At 72.3% G+C, this 15,064-nt stretch carries 13 protein-coding genes and 1 tRNA gene; 5 read left to right on the forward strand and 9 right to left on the reverse strand.

The genetic code is table 11. The features are described 5' to 3' along the window. Nucleotides 1-10 precede the first annotated feature (10 nt). A complete protein-coding gene (locus ACFQBR_RS12280) occupies nt 11-1,768 on the forward strand; it encodes an ABC transporter ATP-binding protein (RefSeq protein WP_267950282.1) in 1,758 nt (585 codons plus the stop codon). Nucleotides 1,769-2,035: 267 nt separating this feature from the next. Further along, a complete protein-coding gene (locus tag ACFQBR_RS12285; RefSeq protein WP_344184032.1) occupies nt 2,036-3,199 on the forward strand; it encodes an alpha-hydroxy-acid oxidizing protein in 1,164 nt (387 codons plus the stop codon). Between the two features lie 187 nt (nt 3,200-3,386). Here ACFQBR_RS12285 and ACFQBR_RS12290 read toward each other — a convergent pair whose 3' ends face one another. From ACFQBR_RS12290 to ACFQBR_RS12300, 3 genes are read right to left on the reverse strand one after another with little or no spacing between them, the layout of a single operon-like run. Next, entirely contained in the window at nt 3,387-4,286 is a 900-nt protein-coding gene (locus ACFQBR_RS12290) for a carbohydrate ABC transporter permease (protein WP_344184031.1), read from the reverse strand. Then, complete coding sequence (locus tag ACFQBR_RS12295; protein WP_267950281.1) at nt 4,286-5,131, reverse strand: carbohydrate ABC transporter permease; 846 nt, start codon at nt 5,129-5,131, stop codon at nt 4,286-4,288. The genes ACFQBR_RS12290 and ACFQBR_RS12295 overlap by 1 nt, the downstream gene beginning before the upstream one ends. A 56-nt stretch (nt 5,132-5,187) precedes the next feature. Further along, nucleotides 5,188-6,495, reverse strand: a complete 1,308-nt coding sequence (locus tag ACFQBR_RS12300) for an ABC transporter substrate-binding protein (RefSeq protein WP_267948636.1) — start codon at nt 6,493-6,495, stop codon at nt 5,188-5,190. 220 nt (nt 6,496-6,715) lie between these two features. On the opposite strand from ACFQBR_RS12300, the gene ACFQBR_RS12305 reads away from it, so the two are divergent. Both ACFQBR_RS12305 and ACFQBR_RS12310 read left to right on the forward strand, forming a co-directional pair. Further along, nucleotides 6,716-7,738 (forward strand): LacI family DNA-binding transcriptional regulator, encoded by a 1,023-nt coding sequence (locus ACFQBR_RS12305; protein WP_267948635.1) that lies wholly within the window; start codon nt 6,716-6,718, stop codon nt 7,736-7,738. Between the two features lie 111 nt (nt 7,739-7,849). Next, a complete protein-coding gene (locus tag ACFQBR_RS12310) occupies nt 7,850-9,472 on the forward strand; it encodes a glycoside hydrolase family 13 protein (RefSeq protein ID WP_344184030.1) in 1,623 nt (540 codons plus the stop codon). A gap of 61 nt (nt 9,473-9,533) precedes the next feature. On the opposite strand, the gene ACFQBR_RS12315 is transcribed toward ACFQBR_RS12310, so the two are convergent. Further along, complete coding sequence (locus ACFQBR_RS12315) at nt 9,534-10,172, reverse strand: dihydrofolate reductase family protein (RefSeq protein ID WP_344184029.1); 639 nt, start codon at nt 10,170-10,172, stop codon at nt 9,534-9,536. 159 nt (nt 10,173-10,331) lie between these two features. Further along, nucleotides 10,332-11,309, reverse strand: a complete 978-nt coding sequence (locus ACFQBR_RS12320; protein WP_344184028.1) for a helix-turn-helix transcriptional regulator — start codon at nt 11,307-11,309, stop codon at nt 10,332-10,334. Nucleotides 11,310-11,372: 63 nt separating this feature from the next. Here ACFQBR_RS12320 and ACFQBR_RS12325 point away from each other — a divergent pair, with 63 nt between their 5' ends. After that, nucleotides 11,373-12,605 carry an epoxide hydrolase family protein gene (locus tag ACFQBR_RS12325; protein ID WP_344184027.1) on the forward strand — a complete coding sequence of 411 codons (1,233 nt, stop codon included), beginning with the start codon at nt 11,373-11,375 and terminating at the stop codon, nt 12,603-12,605. A gap of 429 nt (nt 12,606-13,034) precedes the next feature. Here the strand turns inward: ACFQBR_RS12325 and ACFQBR_RS12330 are convergent. The 4 genes from ACFQBR_RS12330 to nadD all read right to left on the reverse strand — a co-directional run bounded on the left by ACFQBR_RS12330 (nt 13,035) and on the right by nadD (nt 14,914). Continuing rightward, nucleotides 13,035-13,107 (reverse strand) — tRNA-Ala (locus ACFQBR_RS12330). A gap of 76 nt (nt 13,108-13,183) precedes the next feature. Then, nucleotides 13,184-13,807 (reverse strand): histidine phosphatase family protein, encoded by a 624-nt coding sequence (locus ACFQBR_RS12335; protein ID WP_344184026.1) that lies wholly within the window; start codon nt 13,805-13,807, stop codon nt 13,184-13,186. Between the two features lie 37 nt (nt 13,808-13,844). After that, nucleotides 13,845-14,243 carry a ribosome silencing factor gene (gene rsfS, locus ACFQBR_RS12340; RefSeq protein ID WP_267948629.1) on the reverse strand — a complete coding sequence of 133 codons (399 nt, stop codon included), beginning with the start codon at nt 14,241-14,243 and terminating at the stop codon, nt 13,845-13,847. Between the two features lie 17 nt (nt 14,244-14,260). Then, on the reverse strand, nt 14,261-14,914 hold the full coding sequence (gene nadD, locus ACFQBR_RS12345) for a nicotinate-nucleotide adenylyltransferase (RefSeq protein WP_267948628.1): 654 nt from the start codon (nt 14,912-14,914) through the stop codon (nt 14,261-14,263). Between the last annotated feature and the right edge of the window lie 150 nt (nt 14,915-15,064).

Consider the following 15,064-nt stretch of genomic DNA (forward strand, 5'->3'; position numbering starts at 1 on the left):
CCAGCTGCGGGTGCTGTGGTCGTTCGTGCACCCGCACCGGCGGAAGCTCGCCCTCGGACTGGTGCTCGCACTGCTCGGGTCGGCGCTCGAACTCGCCAACCCGATGGTGATCAAGCTCGTCCTGGACACCGTCGCCGACGCGGGCAGCCTCGTGGTGCCCATCTCGCTCCTGCTCGGGCTGTTCGCCCTGGGCATCGGGTTCGGCCTGTGGCACTGGATCCTCCTCGGCACCGTCGCCGAGAAGGTCGTCCTCGACGCCCGCACCTCCCTGGTGCGCCGCTACTTCCGGGCCGCCCTCATCCCGATGTCCCGGCGCCCTTCGGGCGAACTCGTCACACGGGCCACCTCCGACACGGTGCTCCTGCGCGAGGCCGCCTCCAGCAGCATCATCAGCCTCGTCAACGGCGGTGTCCTGCTGGTCGGGACCCTGGTGATGATGGGGGTGCTCGACCTGGTCCTGCTCGCCGTCACGTTCACCGCCGTGCTCGTCGTCACGATCCTGTTCCTCACCCTGATGCCCGCCATCGCCAAGGCCCAGGAGAAGGCGCAGAACTCGCTGGGACTCATGGGCGGCGTCCTGGACGGCGCCCTGCGCGCCGTGCGCACGGTCAAGGTGAGCCGCGCCGAGGACCGGCTCGGCGGCCAGATCCTGGAGCACGCACGGCAGGCCGCGCACCACGGGGTGCGGTCGGTGAGGCGCGAGGCCGTGGCCTGGACGATCGCCTACGGCGGCATCCAGATCTCGATCATCGCCATCCTGGGGGTGGGCGCCCTGCGGGTGACCTCCGGCGCGATGGAGGTGTCCTCCCTCATCGCGTTCCTGCTCTACGCGTTCACGCTGATGAACCCGGTCATGGAGCTCTCCCAGAGCGTCACCACCCTCCAGTCCGGCGTGGCCGCGGCCAGGCGCATCCGCGAGGTCGAGGCCATCCCCCTCGAGCCGTCCTCCGACGGACCCGACGTCCCGCTCGCCGACCCCGACGGCGCCGGGGACGCGCTGCTGGAGCTGCGCGGGGTCACCGCCCGGTACGCCCCCGGAGCCGAGGCCGCGCTGGACCGGGTCGACCTGAGCATCCCCCGGCGGGGGCACACCGCCATCGTCGGACCGTCGGGCGCGGGCAAGACCACCGTGTTCTCGCTGCTGCTGCGCTTCCTCGAACCGGTGGAGGGGGAGCTCGCGCTGGCCGGGACGCCCTACCCGTCGCTCACCCCCAGGCAGGTGCGCGGCCACTTCGCGTACGTCGAGCAGGACACCCCGGTGATCCCCGGGACCGTCCGCGAGAACCTGCTGTTCAGCAGGCCCGACGCCTCGGAGGAGGACGTGCGCCGGGTCCTGGACGAGGTCGGGTTGGCGGACAAGGTCGACGCCCTGGAGGAGGGCCTGGACACCCAGCTCGACGCCACGTCGTTCTCGGGCGGGCAGCGGCAGCGCATCGCCCTGGCACGCGCCCTGCTGTGCTCCCCGGACGTGCTGCTGCTGGACGAGGCCACCTCGCAGGTGGACGCGATCACGGAGGCGGCGATCACGGAGAGCCTGCGCCGCCACGCCGACCGGAAGGCCGTGGTCACCATCGCCCACCGGCTGTCGACGGTGATCCACGCCGACAGCATCGTCCTGATGGAGGACGGCCGTGTCCGCTCCCGGGGCACGCACCGCGAGCTGCTGGACCGGGACCCCCTCTACCGGGAGCTGGTCGCCGCGCTGCACATCTCCGAGGCGGGGGACGGCGGAGTCCTGGACGAGGGGCTCCCGGTCGGCTCGTCCTGAGCCGCGCGGCCGGTCCCGCCACGGGCACCGGGTGGGGCTCCGGACGGGCGGCGGCGCCGCGCGGGTTCGGCGCGGAGCGGTGAACACCGGGCGCCCGGGTGATGTGCGTCACCCGGGCGCCCGGTAGCATCCTCCGTGAGCCGGACGGCGCGAACGGTTCGACCGCCCGGGGCCGCGGGCCCTCTCCCACGGCCCGGGCCTCCCTGTCCGTCCCGTGCGCCGACCGCGGCGCGCGCACCGGGCGCCCCCGGCGCCAGCGAGGGAACGATGAGCCACTTCGCCCAGTACCAGGACGGCGTCTACGCCGACGCGACCAACGGCGACCTGCCGCACCTGCCCTACCACCACGAGGCCCTGCGCGACCTGGCCGAGAAGGCCATGGAGCCGGGGCCCTTCGGCTACGTGGAGGGGAGCGCCGGCCGGGAGCGCACCGCCGACGCCAACGTGGCGGCGTTCGCCCGGTACGCGCTCCGCCCGCGCAGCCTGCGGCCGGGCGCGGAGAACGCCGGGGACCTGGGCGTCACCCTGTTCGGGGAGCGCTACCCGACCCCGCTGCTCACCGCCCCGGTCGGGGTCCTGGAGCAGGTCCACGGGGAGGCGGAACTGGCCGTGGCCAGGGGCGCGAACGCCCTGGGCGTGCCGATGGTCCTGTCCACGGCCGCGTCCACGCCCATGGAGGAGGTCGCGGAGGCGGCCGACACGTGGTGGTACCAGCTGTACTGGCCCGGCGACGACGCGCTCGCGGAGTCGTTCGTGCGACGGGCGACCGCGGCGGGCGCGAAGGCGATCGTGGTCACCGCCGACACCAAGAGGCTGGGGTGGAGGCCGCGCGACCTGGCCCTGGGCCACCTGCCGTTCCTGCGCAGCCAGGGCATGGCGAACTACTTCAGCGACCCTGAGTTCCGCTCCCGGCTCAAGGCCGACCCGGAGCCCGGCGGGGTGTTCACGGAAGCGGTGTTCCACTTCCTCGGGGCGTTCGCGAGCAGGTCCTTGAGCACGGACAACATCGCCCGCATCCGCGACTGGACCGACCTGCCGGTCCTGGTCAAGGGCGTCGTCCGCGGCGACGAGGCGATCGAGCTGGTGGAGGCGGGCGTGGACGGCCTCGTGGTGAGCAACCACGGGGGCCGCCAGGTCGACAACGCGGTGGCGGCCCTGGACGCCCTGCCCGAGGTGGTGGAGGCGGTCGGCGACCGGGCCGCGGTGCTGTTCGACTCGGGGGTGCGATCGGGCGCGGACGTGGCCGTGGCGATGGCGCTGGGCGCCCGGGCGGTGCTGCTGGGACGCCCCTGGGTCTACGGCCTGGCCGTGGACGGGGCGGCGGGGGTCGAGCACGTGCTGCGCGCGGTCCTGGCCGAGTTGCAGATCACGGCCGAGCTGATGGGCAGGGACGCCGCCGACCTGGACCGCGACGACGTCACCCGCCGGTGAGTCCCGGCCCCGGACGGGCGGTGCGGGTCCGGGAGGGGCGCCGACGGAGTGGTGCGGAGGGCACGTCCCGGCTCCGACCGACCGCGGCGGCGCCGTGGCGGTCGGCCTCCCGCCCCTCCCCCGGAGGGCCTGGCGGCGGGAGGGGACCGGGGTCCTGGACTGCTCCCCGGGCCCCTCCCCGCCGCCGTCAGCCCTTGACGGCCCCCGAGGTCAGGCCCGCCACGATCCGGCGCTGCAGGACCAGGGCGAACAGGATGAGCGGTACCGAGACCAGCACCGACGCCGCCATGATCTGGCCGATCGGATTCTCGTAGCCGACCCGCTCGAACGTTCCCACGAACACCGGCACGGTCTGGACGTTCAGGTCGCGCGGCGCGAAGGAGAAGGCCAGCAGGAACTCGTTCGTGGAGTACACGAACGTCAGGATGGCGGCAGCGCCCACGCCCGGCGCCGCCAGCGGCGCCACCACGCGCAGGAACGCCTGGAACGGGGTGGCCCCGTCCACCTTCGCCGACTCCTCGATCTCCCGGGGGATGCCCGCGAAGAAGGTGGCGAGGATGAAGATCGCCAGCGGCAGGGTCAGCGCCACGTACGGGATGATCATGCCCGCGTAGGAGTTGAGCAGGTTGATCCCGGTCCACTGGTTGAGCTTCAGGTACACCTGGTACAGCGGGTTGACCAGTGCCACAGGCGGGAACAGCGTGGCCACCAGGGTGGCCGCCAGCAGCGCGAACTTGCCCGCCATGGGCAGGCGCGCCAGCGCGTAGCCGGCGAGGGACGCGACCGGGATGCAGATCGCCGTGGTCACCGCCGCCACGATGAGCGAGTTGCGCAGGGCGAACTGGAACCCGAGGTCGAAGACCTGCTCGTAGTTGGACAGGCTGAACGGCCCCTGGAAGATGTTCGGGTCCGTGAGCGCCACCGACCCCGACCGGAGGCTGGTCAGCCCCATCCACAGGAACGGGAACAGGCACCAGCCCAGCACCAGGAGCAGGCCCAGCAGCTTGAGCGCGTTGACCACCGCCGGGTGTGTCCTGCGGCGCGGCCGGTGGACCGGCCCGCTCGGCTTCACCGTCTCGGCCGTCATCACTTCTCCTTCCGCGCCACGTCGCCGACCATGTGGCGGCCCATGCGGCTGATGAAGGCCAGGCCGACGATCATGACGATGACGAACGTGACGGTGGACAGGGCGTTGGCGTAGCCCAGCTCCGGTTCGGCGACCAGGAAGCGCTGGGCGTACACGGACAGGGTGGCGAGCGAGTTCGAGTACCCGGCGAACACGTACGCGAAGTCGAACATGCGCAGCGCGTCCACCGTGCGGAACAGCAGGGCCACGACGATCGCCGGCCTCAGCAGGGGCAGGGTGATGAACCAGAACCGCTGGACCACGGTGGCGCCGTCGACCCTGGCCGCCTCGTAGTAGTCCTTCGGGATGGTCTGCAGCCCGGCCAGGAGCAGCAGGGCGACGAACGGGGCGGTCTTCCACACGTCGGCGCTGATGATGCCGACCATGGACCACGCGGGGTCGCGCAGCCAGTTGACGTCCGTGCCCAGGACCGAGTTCACGAAGCCCGGGTTGTGGTCGAACATGTACCGCCACACCTGGGCGGCGACGGCCGTCGGGATCACCCACGGCACGAGGATGACCGCGCGGGTCAGGCCGCGGCCGACGAACGCCTGGTGCATGATCAGCGCGAACGCCATACCGACGACGAACTCCAACGACACCGAGGCGACGGTGAAGACCAGGGTGTTCCCGACCGCGTTGAAGAACCCCGCGTCGGTCAGGACCCGCGCGTAGTTGTCGAACCCGGTGAACTCCTGGTGGAATCCGCGGATGCTGTAGAGGCTCATCCCGATCGCGTAGAACACCGGGAAGAGGGCGATGACGGCCATGAACGCGAACGACGGGGCGAGGAAGATCCTGCCCATCGCCCGCTCGCCCAGGCCGCGGCGCGTACTGACGCTCTGGGTCTTCGCCATCGGACCTACTCTTGCTCTAGGGCTTCGTCGGCCGACCGGTCCACGGCCTCCAGGGCCGCGGCCGGGTCCTCCTGCCCCAGGTAGGCGGCGTGCAGGTTCTCCTGCATGACCAGCGACATCGAGTTGTATCCCGGCACCGGCGGACGCGCGTGCGCGTCGCCGAGGATCTCGCCGAGCACCTCCAGGTGGGGGTCCTCCGTGTCCTCGTAGGCGCTCTGCATGGTCGGCGGCAGGCTGTTGGTGGCCAGGATGTCCTGGGCCTCGGGATCGGTGGCCGCCCACAGGACGAACTCGCGGGCCAGGTCCTTGTTCTCGCTCAGGGTGCTGACCGCGTTGTTGAGCCCGCCGAGCGCGCTGGTCGTGCCCTCGCCCGTGAAGGTGGGCAGCGGCGCCACGGCGAAGTCGTCGGCGACCGCGCTCTCCTCGCCTCCCTCGCCCTCCAGGAGCGGGATGGCGTAGGGCCAGTTGCGCATGTACACGGCCTCGCCGGCCTGGAAGAGGGCGCGTGCGTCGTCCTCGACCATGGAGTCGAACCCCTCGGCGTAGAAGCCGCTGTCGTAGGCCTCGGTCATGAAGTCCAGCGCCGTGGTGGCGGCGTCGCCCTCCAGGAAGGTGCTCTGCGACTGGGCGTCGTCGAACAGCTCCCCTCCCGCGGACCAGTACAGCTCGAGGAAGTTGACGACGAGCCCCTCGTACTGGTCGCCCTGGCCGACGTAGCCGGAGATGCCGGCCTCCTCGGCGGCCTCGGTGCCGGTCTCGTACAGCTCCTCCCACGTGGCGGGGGGCTCGTCGACGAGGTCGGTGCGGTAGTAGAGGAACGCTCCGTTGGAGGAGTACGGGAGCGCGTACAGCTCCTGCTGCCACTGCGCGCTGTCGACGGCGCCGTCCAGGCTGACGCCGTCGACCTCGGATCTCAGGTCCTCCAGGCTCTCGATGTACCCGTAGTCGGCGAACTCGCCGGTCCAGATGACGTCGAGGCCGAGGACGTCGAACTCCCCGGCCTGGCTCTGGAGGTCCTGGAACATGGCCTGCCGCTGTTCGTCCGCGGTCGGCGCCAGGAAGAAGATGTCGACCTGCCGGTCGGGGTTCCTCTCGTTCCAGAGGCGGGCGACCTCCTCGTGGACCTGCCGGTCGGCGCCGGTGACCGCCCACACGAACTGCGGGTCCTCGGCGAGTCCCGCGCTCTCCCCCTCCTCTTCCGACCCCTCCCCCGGAGGCGTTCCGCACGCGGTGGCCAGTGTCAGGCCGAGTGCGGCCAGGCCCGCCGCACCGGTGCGCACCGCGTACCTCTTGTGGCGTGAAAGCTCTGACATGACTCTCTCCTTCCGCGCCGGGCGGTGGCCGGGCGCGCGCCGTCGAGTGTGTCCTGGGTCATCCCCCCGGGGTCGTGCGAAAACGATGCCACCGCCATGTGATCCAGTCAACACAAAACTTATCCGGATCTGCCTGCTACAGGGGGAATGGCGTTCCTCGTGTCGGCAGACTCGTTGAAAACGTTGCCATGACACGGGCCACACTCTTAACGTAGGCAGCATGTCCAGCCAACCCGCGAGCATGCGGGACGTCGCCCACCGGGCGGGCGTCTCGCTCTCGACGGTCTCCCGTGTCCTGCGCGGCGCCCCCGGTGTCGCCCCCGACGTGCGCCTGCGCGTCCAGCGCGCCGCGGACGAACTCTCCTACGTGGTCTCTCGGAACGCTTCGGGCCTGGTCACCGGCCGCACGGGCCGGGTCGCGGTGGTCGTCCCCTTCCTCCAGCCGTGGTTCTTCGGGGTGGTCCTGTCGGGGGTCAGCGACGCGCTGCGCGAGGCGGACCTCGACATGCTCGTGTACCAGGTCGGCGAGACCCGGGCCCGCGAGGGCTGGACGCGCGCGCTCCCCCTCCGGCGCAACTCCGACGCCGTCGTCACGGTGTCGATGGACCTGTCCGAGGACGAGTGCCACCGCCTGGACGACGTCGGGGTGCCCGTGGTGCTCGTGGGCCAGTGCGTCCCGGGGCGGGCAAGCGTGTACATCGACGACCGCGCGGGCGCCGCCGGAGCCACCCGGCACCTGCTGAACCTGGGGCACACCCGTATCGCCTACATCGGAGCCCGGCGGGAGGAGTGGTCCAGCACCAGCTCCCGACACCGGCTCGAGGGGTACGGGGCGGCGATGGCCACGGCGGGCCTGGCGCCCTGGAGCGTCGGCAAGGCGACCGGCCACGCGGGGGGCGAGCTCGCCATGGGAGAGCTCCTGTCCGACCAGGACCCGCCCACGGCGGTGCTCGCCGAGTTCGACGACATCGCGATGGGCGCGCACCGGATCCTGCGGCGCTCGGGGGTCCGCGTGCCCGGCTCCATCTCCCTCATGGGGTTCGACAACCACGACGCCGCCGCCGTCCTGGACCTGACGACCGTGGACCAGGCCCCCTACGACACCGGCCTGGCCGCCGGACGGCTCACCGTGGGCATCCTCGACGGGAAGGCCCGGACCGACACGCACGTGGAGATGCCCACCCAGATCATCCTCCGGCAGTCCACCGCGGCCCCCCGGGGCGCGCGCGGGCTGTCCACCTGACCCCGGTCCCCGGGGACGGGGCAACGGCGTGAGCGCGCCGGGGCGGGGCGCCCGCACGGCCCGCCGACGACCCGCACGACGGCCCGAACACCCGATCAGCGAAGGGGAACCATGCAGCAGTGGTGGCGCGACGCGGTCCTTTACCAGATCTACCCGCGCAGTTTCGCGGACTCCGACGGGGACGGGGTCGGTGACCTCCCCGGCATCACCGCCCGGCTCGGTCACATCGCCGACCTGGGCGCGGACGGGATCTGGCTGTCGCCGTTCTACGCCTCCCCGTGGGCGGACGGCGGGTACGACGTGTCCGACTTCCGGGCCGTGGACCCGCGGCTGGGCACCCTGGAGGACTTCGACGCGATGGTGGCGGCCGCGCACGGACTCGGCCTGCGCGTGATGGTCGACATCGTGCCCAACCACACCTCCGAGGAGCACCCGTGGTTCCGGGACGCCCTGGCCGCCGGCCCCGGCTCGCCCGAGCGCGACCTGTACGTCTTCCGCGACGGCAGGGGCGAGGACGGCGGGCTCCCCCCGACCAACTGGCGGTCGACGTTCGGCGGACCGGCGTGGACGCGCGTGGAGGACGGCCAGTGGTACCTGCACCTGTTCGCGCGCGAGCAGCCCGACCTGAACTGGGACGAGCCGAGGGTGCGCGAGGAGTTCCGGGGCATCCTGCGGTTCTGGAGCGGTCGCGGGGTGGACGGGTTCCGCATCGACGTCGCCTACGCACTGGTCAAGGACCTGCGTGAGCCGCTGCGCGACCTGGTCCTGGTGGACGGCGGCCGGTTCGAGGACATCGCGGCCAACCCCGACCACCCGCTCCTCGACCGGCCCGGGGTCCACGAGGTGTACCGGGACTGGCGCCGCGTGCTGGCGGAGTTCGACCCGCCCCGGGCCACGGTGGGCGAGGTGTGGCTGCCCGGCGACCGGCGGCGGCTGTACACCCGGCCGGACGAGCTCGACCAGGCGTTCAACTTCGACTTCCTGAGGACGGAGTGGGACGCCGACTCCTACCGCCGCGTGATCGACGCGTCGATCGCGGACGCCGCGCACGTCGGCACGGCGCCCACGTGGGTGGTGGGCAACCACGACGTCGTGCGCCCGGTGTCGGTGCTGGGGCTGCCCCGCGGGACCGACCAGGGGACGTGGCTGCTCTCGGACGGGCGCGACCCCGAGCCCGACCTGGAGCTGGGGACCCGGCGGGCCCGGGCGCTCGCGCTGCTGGAGCTGGCGCTGCCCGGGTCCGCGTACGTCTACCAGGGCGAGGAGCTGGGCCTGCCCGAGGCGGCCGGCCTGCCCGCCGAGGCCCTGGAGGATCCCCGCTGGGAGCGCAGCGGCCGCACCGACAAGGGGCGCGACGGGTGCCGGGTACCGTTGCCGTGGACCCCGGACGGCCCCTCGTACGGGTTCGGTGCGGGCGGCTCCTGGCTCCCCCAGCCCGAGGGCTGGGGACGGTGGTCCGTGGAGGCCGAGTCCGGGGACCCCGGTTCGGTGCTCAACCTGTACCGGAGGGCTCTGGCGCACCGCCCGGACTTCTGCGCGGACCGGACCCTGGTCTGGGACGACACGCTGAACCTGGGCCCGGTGCTGGCCTTCTGGAGGGGGCCCGGGGTACTGGTCCTGGTCAACACGGGCCGGGAGCCCGTGGAGCTGCCGCCCGGCGAGGTGCTGGTGGCCAGCACGGAACTGGACGGGCGGCTTCCCGGGGACGCCGCGGTCTGGCTGCGCCGGGTCTGAGGGGCGGGCGCCCGCGGAACCCGCCCCCGGCCGGTGCGGGCGCCGCACGCGGCGGCCCCCGTCAGAGGACCGTCTCACGCCCGTCCACGACCCCGAAGCCGCCGGTGGTGAAGGGCGCGGGGCGCAGGGTGAGCGAGAGGAGCCCGGCGGGCGTGGCGGCGCTCCCCTCGACGGTGAAGCCGAGCGGCTCCGTCCTCTCGTCGAACAGCCGCTTGCCGTCTCCCACGACCGTCGGGAAGATCAGCAGGCGGAACACGTCGACCAGCCCGGCCGCGTGGAGGGCCCGGGCGAGCCGCCAGCTGCCGTGGACCTGGATCTCGCCGCCCGGGCGCTCCTTGAGCGCACGCACGCTCCCGAGGACGTCCTCGGCGATGAGCGTGGTGTCGCCCCAGTCCGCGCCCGTCCGGCCCGCGGTGGTCGAGACCAGGTACTTGGGACGGCTGTTGAGCGCCGTGGCCACCCGGTCCCCGGGGTCGGTGACCTCCCGCCAGTAGTCGCGCATCATGGCGTAGGTGGAGCGGCCGAACAGCAGCGCCTCCCCCGCGGCGAACCACCCGTCCACGATCCGGCCCATGTCCTCGTCGGCGTGGGGAACCAGCCAGCCTCCCCTGGTGAAGCCGCCGCTGGTGTCCTCGTCCGGCGCACCCGGCCCCTGCATCACGCCGTCGAGGCTGAGCAAGGTGTTGACGCTGAGTTCCATGGTCTCTCCTGTCCCGCCGACCGGCCCCCGTTCCCGTCTCCATCATGACGCCGTTCCGCCGGTCAGGGCCCCGACATGCCGAAGGGGACGACACGGAGGCCGCCCCCGGCGCCTCGGGCGGGGGCCCGCCGGCGCCTGGAGACCCCTGCCCCGGGGGCCTCACCGCGCCCGGGACGGGCCGTCCTCCACCGCGGCCGTGCAGCGGGCGGCCTGGTCGCGGAAGGCGTCGGCGAGTCCGTCCGGTCCGCTGACCAGGGTGAAGTCCAATCCCACCGACGTGATCATCCAGACCAGGTCGGAGGGGGATTCCGAGCCCACGTGGAACAGGCAGCTGTGCTCGTCGACGGCCTCCAGGACACCCATGCCCGGCCACACGCGGTCGGCGGCGGTCTCGGAGGAGGCGTGCAGCCTGACGACGGCGCGGAAGGGCCAGGTCTCCGAGGACAGCTGACGGGCGAGGTAGGCGGCCGCGTCGCCGTGGGGAGGCTCGCGGGGGACGAACCGGGGGCCCGTGGGGGTCCGGGGGGTGAGCCGGTCCACGCGGAAGCTTCGCCAGTCCTGCCTGTCGGTGTCGAAGGCGACCAGGTACCAGCGCCGGCCGAAGCTGACCAGGTTGTGCGGTTCGACCGTCCGGACCGTCGGACCCCCGCGCGGACTCGTGTAGCCGAAGCGCAGGAGCTCCCTGCGCCGGCAGGCCTCGGCGACGGCCATCAGCGTCTCGTGTGACACGGTCGGCCCAGGTTCCGCCCCGGCCCGCAGGGTGGCGCCGTGCAGGGTGTCGACCCGGCTGCGCAGACGCGGGGGCAGGACCTGTTCGAGCTTGGCGAGCGCGCGCAGCGAGGCCTCCTCGCCGCCGCTGACGGAGCCGTCGGCGGCGGTGCGCAGGCCCACCACCACGGCGACGGCCTCCTCGTCGTCGAGCAGCAGCGGCGGCATCGCGGCGCCGGCCCCCAGCCGGTACCCGGCGGTGCCCCTGGTCGCGTGCACCGGGTAGCCGAGCCCCCGCAGGCGGTCCACGTCGCGGCGGATCGTGCGCGCGGTGACGCCGAGCCGCTCCGCCAGCTCGGCGCCGGACCGCACGCGGTGGGCCTGCAACAGCGAGAGCAGCGCGAGCAGGCGCGTCGAGGTTTCTGCCATGGATCCGATTCTCCCCTCCGGTTGGGAACGGATCCGACCTAACCGGTTCCTAGGCTTCCACCCATGACGAACACGGAGCAGGACCAGCAGGAGATCCGGCCCTTCCGCATGGAGGTTCCGCAGGAGCAGCTGACCGACCTCGCGGAGAGGCTGGGCAACACACGGTGGCCGGACGAGGTCCCGGGGGTGGGCTGGGACCGCGGCGTCCCGGTGGGATACCTGAGGGAGCTGGCCGAGTACTGGCGTTCGGCCTACGACTGGCGGGCCTGCGAGGCGGAGCTCAACGCCCACCCCCAGTTCACCACCGTCGTCGACGGGCAGAACCTCCACTTCCTGCACGTGCGCTCGCCGGAGCCCGGCGCCACGCCGCTGCTCATGCTGCACGGCTGGCCCGGGGCGGTCACCGACTTCCTGGACGTCATCGGTCCGCTCACCGACCCGCGCACCCACGGGGGCGACCCGGCGGAGGCCTTCCACCTGGTCGTCCCGTCCCTGCCGGGGTTCGGCCCCTCCACGCCGCTGGCCGGTCCCGGGATGGGGGCGGCCAGGATGGCCGGGGTCATGGTCGGTCTGATGTCGCGGCTCGGCTACGAGCGCTACGGCGTCCATGGCTACGACACGGGCTCGTGGGTCGCCCCCGAGGTGGGGAGGCAGGCGCCGGAGCGGGTCCTCGGGGTGCACCTCAACGCCATGATCACGTTCCCCGTCGCGGAGGGCGACACCGAGGGCCTGACGGGGGTGGAGGAGGAGCGGTGGAAGTCGATGCAGGACTACAACGACGGCTACCTCCAGTGCAACGCGAAGCGCCCCCAGACGGTGGCCTACGGGCTCAACGACTCGCCCGTCGGTCAGCTCGCCTGGATGGTGGAGAAGTTCAAGGAGCTCAGCGAGCCGGAGGAGGCACTGCCCGAGGCCGCCCTCGACCGCGACCGGATGCTCACGTGCGTGTCGCTCTACTGGCTGACCGGCACGGCGGGCTCGTCCGCGCAGATCTACTACGAGGAGATGTCCGCGAGCTCCTGGAGTGAGGACTCCGCGAGCGGATGGGACAGCGGGGAGACGGCGGACGGGGGGACGGACGGGGGCTGGGAGGCCGGCGGCTGGGCCCCCGAGCGGGGGACGGTGCCGACGGGGGTGCTGGTCTCCGCGCAGGACGTGACCGTGCGGCGCTGGGCGGAGCGGGACCACCACGTGGTGCGGTGGACCGAGCTCGGCCGGGGCGGCCACTTCCTGTCCATGGAGGAGCCGGAGCTCCTGGTCGAGGACGTCCGCGCGTTCTTCCGGGCGCTGCCCTGACCCCGGTCCCCCCGGGGCCGCTTCCCGCGGCCCCGAGGGGACCCGCCACGGCCGGACGGGGCGTCACCGCCGGCAGGCCCGGCGCCGCCGCCCCGTCGATCACCGCGACCCCAACCCCAGGGGGTCACCTCGGGGGGTTCGGGGGGTCTCCCCCCGGCAAACACGAAGGATGACCCGGCGAGCGCGGTCACGCGCGAGCAGGATCGTCCCGGAGAACACGGGACACAAGCAGCCCGTACGGGAAACCGCCACGACCGGACGGGTGGCATCCCCGTCGACAGGCGCGGTACCGCCGCCCCGTCGATCACCGCGGCCCCAACCCCAGGGGGTCACCTCGGGGGGTTCGGGGGGTCTCCCCCCGGCAGACATGACGAAGACGACCCCGCGAGGAGGCCGAAGGCCTCCGAGCAGGGTCGTCCCAGAGTCGCGTGGAGCTATGGGGATTCGAACCCCAGACCTCCTCCATGCCATGGAGGCGCGCTACCAACTGCGCCATAGCCCCGTGTGGGAGTCGGGGGGCTTTCGCCCTCACGACTCCCAGAACCATAGCGGAATCCGGCGAGAACGTCGAAACGGTTTCAGGCGTCGTCGCTGAGGACCACGGGTTCGGGCAGGCTCGCCGCGTTGTGCTCCATGAGCCGCCACTGCCCCCGGCGCTCCTGGAGCACCGACCAGGAGCAGTTGCTGAGGGGGCCCAGGATCTCGCGCTGCTCGTCGGGGATGCCGAGCATGCGGGCGATCCCGATGCGTACGGCCGCACCGTGGCTGACCACCGCGAGCAGTCCCCCGGCCGGGGTTCTGGCCAGTCCCCGGTCGACGGCCGCCCGCATGCGGTCGCCGACCTCGGAGATGGGCTCCCCGTCCGGGATGGCCATCCGAGCGTGCTCGGACGGCCAGCGCGCGGACAGCTCCGCCCCCGTCCGCCCCTCCCAGGACCCCCCGAACCGCTCGCGCAGTCCCTTGTCGAACTCGATGGGCACCCCTGTGGCGCGGCTGAGGTACCCGGCCGTGTCGGCGGCCCTCTTCAGGTCGGAGGCGACGATGACGTCGGGGCCGAGCGAGGCGAGCAGGCCGCCCGCCCGCCGGGCCTGGGCGTGGCCGACCTGGTCGAGTTCGATGTCGGTCTGACCCTGGAAGCGGTTCTCCACGTTCCAGGCCGTGCGTCCGTGCCGCCAGAACAGCACGCGAGGGGTGTCGCTCACAGGGTGTTTCTCTCCGCTCGGGGTGGGTCCGAAAGGGTTACTGCTCGTCGAGGGCGGTGCGCTCGGCTCCGCGCGCCCCTTCGGGGAGCTCGATCTCGGGGCAGTCCTTCCACAGCCGTTCGAGGCCGTAGTAGCCGCGCTCCTCCTCGTGCTGGACGTGCACGACGATGTCGGCGTAGTCCAGGAGCACCCAGCGGCCGTCCCGCTCGCCCTCGCGCCGGAGCGGCTTGACGCCGCCCTTCAGGCGGAGCTGGTCCTCGACCTCGTCGACGATCGAGCGCACCTGGCGGTCGTTGGGGGCCGAGCAGAGCACGAACGCCTCGGTGATGACCAGCTGCTCGCTGACGTCGTAGGCGATGATCTCCTGGGCGAGCTTGTCGGAGGCGGCCTCGGCCGCCACCCTGACGAGCTCAAGAGCCCTGTCGGTGGCTGTCACGTTGTACTTGCTGCCTTTCAGCTGTCCCGGTAGAGCCCGGTCTTGTGGATGTAGCGAACGATGCCGTCGGGGACCAGGTACCAGATGGGTTCGCCCTTGCGGACCCGCTCCCGGCACTCGGTCGAGGAGATCGCCAGCGCGGGGACCTCCACCAGGGAGACCTTGCCCTCGGGCAGTCCTGAGTCACTGAGATGGTGACCGGGACGGTTACAGCCTACGAAATGCGCGAGATCGAAAAGTTCGTCGACGTTGTGCCAGCTGAGAATGGCGCCCAGCGCGTCGGCCCCGGTGATGAAGTACAGCTCCACCTCGGGACCGTACTTGCAGCGCATCTCGCGGAGGGTGTCGAGGGTGTAGGTGGGCCCCGAGCGGTCGATCTCGACACGGTCCACGCGGAACTGGGGGTTCTCCGCGGTCGCGATGACCGTCATCAGGTAGCGGTCCTCGGAGGGGGTCACCTTGGCCGGGTCCTTCTGCCAGGGCTGCCCCGTGGGCACGAACACCACCTCGTCGAGGCCGAAGAGGTGGGCGACCTCACTGGCGGCCACGAGGTGCCCGTGGTGGATGGGGTCGAAGGTGCCGCCCATGATGCCGACCTTGGTGGGGCCGGCGCCGCTCCGCCGTGGAGGGAGGCCTTCACCTGGGAGGACGCCTGGAGCCTCGTGCGCCACTGTGCGCTCCGTTTCGCCGTGGACGTGGGTCGTGTTTGCCGGGATCGGCCAACCGAGGTTAGCCGACAACGGGCACCTTCGGCGGCCTCTTCCTCCCGTTTTGTTCCCTTCAACGGAACAACCGCGACCTTCTCGGTCTGCTTCCCGGGC

Origin of the sequence: Nocardiopsis tropica (assembly GCF_042660575.1) — a bacterium.
Classification (GTDB): Bacteria; Actinomycetota; Actinomycetes; order Streptosporangiales; family Streptosporangiaceae; genus Nocardiopsis; species Nocardiopsis tropica.

Coding starts and splice junctions, on each gene's coding strand:
- ACFQBR_RS12315 (WP_344184029.1), bottom strand. CDS start 10,172: ATGGAACTCAGCGTCAACACCTTGCTCAGCCTCGACGGCGTGATGCAG.
- ACFQBR_RS12285 (WP_344184032.1), top strand. CDS start 2,036: ATGAGCCACTTCGCCCAGTACCAGGACGGCGTCTACGCCGACGCGACC.
- ACFQBR_RS12325 (WP_344184027.1), top strand. CDS start 11,373: ATGACGAACACGGAGCAGGACCAGCAGGAGATCCGGCCCTTCCGCATG.
- ACFQBR_RS12300 (WP_267948636.1), bottom strand. CDS start 6,495: ATGTCAGAGCTTTCACGCCACAAGAGGTACGCGGTGCGCACCGGTGCG.
- ACFQBR_RS12290 (WP_344184031.1), bottom strand. CDS start 4,286: ATGACGGCCGAGACGGTGAAGCCGAGCGGGCCGGTCCACCGGCCGCGC.
- ACFQBR_RS12320 (WP_344184028.1), bottom strand. CDS start 11,309: ATGGCAGAAACCTCGACGCGCCTGCTCGCGCTGCTCTCGCTGTTGCAG.
- ACFQBR_RS12295 (WP_267950281.1), bottom strand. CDS start 5,131: ATGGGCAGGATCTTCCTCGCCCCGTCGTTCGCGTTCATGGCCGTCATC.
- ACFQBR_RS12310 (WP_344184030.1), top strand. CDS start 7,850: ATGCAGCAGTGGTGGCGCGACGCGGTCCTTTACCAGATCTACCCGCGC.
- ACFQBR_RS12305 (WP_267948635.1), top strand. CDS start 6,716: ATGTCCAGCCAACCCGCGAGCATGCGGGACGTCGCCCACCGGGCGGGC.